This is a genomic window from Cereibacter johrii (genome assembly GCF_001720585.1).
Lineage (GTDB): Bacteria > Pseudomonadota > Alphaproteobacteria > Rhodobacterales > Rhodobacteraceae > Cereibacter_A > Cereibacter_A johrii.
On record NZ_MABH01000019.1, the window covers coordinates 1 to 2862 of the forward strand.

The window sequence follows — 2862 nt, forward strand, 5'->3', positions numbered from 1 at the left end:
GCCCCGCCGCTCCGGTCCAGCGCCCGGCCGCCGCCGCCTCGGCCGAGAAGCCGCGCTTCGGCATCGGCTCGCTCATCAACCGGATGGCCGGCCACGGCGAGCAGCAGCCCGAGCAGCGCCCGCAGCAATCGCGCCAGCAGCCGCCGGTGACGAGCTACGAGGACGAGCCGGAGATGTCCGCCGATCAGGAGCGCATCGAGATCCCGGCGTTCCTGCGGCGTCAGGCAAACTGATCCGTTCACATCTCTCTTTGGAAAGGCCCGGCGCGTCCGGGCCTTTTTCTTTTCTGGATCAAGCAGTTCCGGCGGGTCGGCGGAGAGGGGGCGCCGATGACGTCTCTCTGTTACATGCGGTCACAAAGAGTGAATTGAGAAGAAATGCGCGACATCCTAACTCACGATGGCAAGACGGAGAGAAGCCGTCGACGTGAACCGGACCACAAGCCGGAAAGGACAAGGCCGTGCAGAGCACTCTGAAATCCGCAGCGAAATTCACCGGCGTCGGGCTCCATTCCGGCGAGCCTGTCCGCATGGTCGTCAAGCCCGCCTCCGCCGACTATGGCATCTGGTTCCGCCGCGTGGACGTGACCTCGGGCGACGCGCTGATCCCGGCGCGCTGGGATGCGGTGGTGCCCTCGCGCCTCTGCACCCTGATCGCGAATCCCTCGGGCGTGACGGTCTCGACCATCGAGCATGTGATGGCGGCCCTCGCCGGCTGCGGCATTCACAATGCGCTGATCGAGATCGACGGCCCCGAGGTTCCGATCCTCGACGGCTCGTCGGTGCCCTTCGTCGAGGCCTTCCTCGCCCGCGGCATCCGCGAGCAGGCCGAGCCGGTGCGGGCGATCCGCATCCTCGAGCCGGTCGAAGTGCGCGAGGGAGAGGCGGTGGCCCGGCTCGAGCCCGCCGACGATTTCGAGATCGATTTCTCGATCGACTTCGCCGAAGCGGCCATCGGCCGTCAGGAGAAGTCGCTCAACATGTCCAACGGCGCCTTCGTGCGCGAGCTCTGCGACAGCCGCACCTTCTGCCGTCAGGCGGATGTGGATGCGATGCGCGCGAACGGGCTCGCTCTCGGCGGCACCTTCGAGAATGCCGTGGTGTTCGAGGGCGACCGGATCCTCTCGCCGGGTGGCCTGCGCCATGCCGACGAGCCGGTGCGCCACAAGATGCTCGACGCGCTCGGCGACCTTTCGCTCGCGGGCGGCCCGATCATCGGCCGCTACACCGGCATCCGCGCCGGCCACGCGCTGACCAACCGGCTGCTGCGGACGCTCTTCGCCCGCCGCGATGCCTTCCGTCTCGTGGATTGCGGCCTCATGGCGGGCTGCAAGCTGCCGGGCGTGGGCGTCCACCGGTCGGACGTCCCTGCACTGCGCTGATCCTGGCGTCGGGGCGCAAAGGCGTTTTGCGCCCCGGATTTTTCTGTGCTAGGAACCGGGCAAACAGCCGTCGGGCCATGGTCTGACGGGGCAGAGGGCAGAGGTAAGCGGAACATGGTGAAGTCTGGCGCGCGGTTGCTCGGCACGGCCCTCTGTGTCGCGCTGGTGGCCGGCTGTGGTGGGGGCAGCCAGAAGGAGCCGCCTCTGGAAAATTTCACCGCCGAGCAGATCTATCAGCGCGGCGAATACGAGCTCGAGGCCCGCACCAAGCCCGACCGCGCCATCCGCTATTTCTCCGAGGTGGAGCGGCTCTATCCCTACACGGAATGGGCCAAGCGCGCGCTCATCATGCAGGCCTACAGCTACCACAAGGCCAAGGACTACGAAGAGGCGCGCGGTGCCGCGCAGCGATTCCTCGACTTCTATCCGGGGGACGAGGATGCGGCCTATGCGCAGTATCTGCTGGCGCTCTCCTATTACGACCAGATTGACGAGGTGGGCCGCGACCAGGGCCTGACCTTCCAGGCGCTGCAGGCGCTGCGCGTCGTGATCGAGGATTATCCCGAGAGCGAATATGCCCAGTCCGCGATCCTGAAGTTCGATCTGGCCTTCGACCATCTCGCCGCCAAGGAGATGGAGATCGGCCGCTACTACCTCAAGCGCGGCCATTACACCGCCGCGATCAACCGCTTCCGCACCGTGGTCGAGGATTTCCAGACCACGACCCATACGGCCGAGGCGCTGCACCGACTGGTGGAAAGCTACCTCGCCCTCGGGCTCGTCAACGAGGCGCAGACCGCCGGCGCGATCCTCGGGCACAACTACCGCTCGAGCCCGTTCTACGAGGACAGCTACAAGCTCCTCACCGGGCGCGGTCTCTCGATGGAGGCCAAGGGCGACAGCTGGCTCTCGAAGGTCTATCGCCAGATGATCCGCGGCGAGTGGCTCTGACGCGCGCGAACCTCACGGGGCAGGGCGATGCTGCGCTCGCTTGACATCCGCGACATGCTCATCATCGACCGGCTCTCGCTGGCCTTCCAGCCGGGGCTGAACGTGCTCACCGGCGAGACGGGGGCGGGCAAATCGATCCTGCTCGACTCGCTGGGCTTCGTGCTGGGCTGGCGCGGCCGGGCCGAACTCGTGCGCGCCGGCGCCGACAAGGGCGAGGTGACGGCGGTCTTCGACCTGCCGCCCGGCCATGCCGCCCGGGCGGTGCTCGACGAGGCGGGGATCGAGGCCGAGGACGAGCTGATCCTGCGCCGGGTGAATTTCGCCGACGGCCGCAAGACCGCCTGGGTCAATGACCGGCGCGTCTCGGGCGAGGTGCTGCGGGGCCTCTCGGACCGGCTGGTGGAGCTGCACGGGCAGCACGACGATCGCGGCCTTCTGAACCCGCGCGGCCACCGGCAGATGCTCGACACGTTCGCGGGGCTCGACCTCTCGGCCTGCCGCCGCGCCTGGACCGCGCTCGGCGCCGCGCG

Annotated in this window: 3 protein-coding genes and 1 pseudogene; all 4 read left to right on the forward strand. The window is 67.9% G+C overall.

All coding sequences use genetic code 11. The features are described 5' to 3' along the window. Positions 1-233 (forward strand): annotated as a pseudogene (locus tag A9O63_RS00560) (cell division protein FtsZ); the annotation flags it as partial. A gap of 227 nt (positions 234-460) precedes the next feature. After that, on the forward strand, positions 461-1381 hold the full coding sequence (gene lpxC, locus A9O63_RS00565) for a UDP-3-O-acyl-N-acetylglucosamine deacetylase (protein WP_069330172.1): 921 nt from the start codon (positions 461-463) through the stop codon (positions 1379-1381). A 114-nt stretch (positions 1382-1495) separates the two neighbouring features. Continuing rightward, positions 1496-2332, forward strand: a complete 837-nt coding sequence (locus A9O63_RS00570; RefSeq protein WP_002719271.1) for an outer membrane protein assembly factor BamD — start codon at positions 1496-1498, stop codon at positions 2330-2332. A gap of 27 nt (positions 2333-2359) precedes the next feature. Then, the coding region (locus tag A9O63_RS00575; protein ID WP_167354591.1) for an AAA family ATPase at positions 2360-2862 on the forward strand (503 nt) is incomplete at its 3' end.

Bases quoted from the DNA above. Each gene is read 5' to 3' on its own strand.
- A9O63_RS00570 (WP_002719271.1), top strand. From the start codon at position 1,496: ATGGTGAAGTCTGGCGCGCGGTTGCTCGGCACGGCCCTCTGTGTCGCG.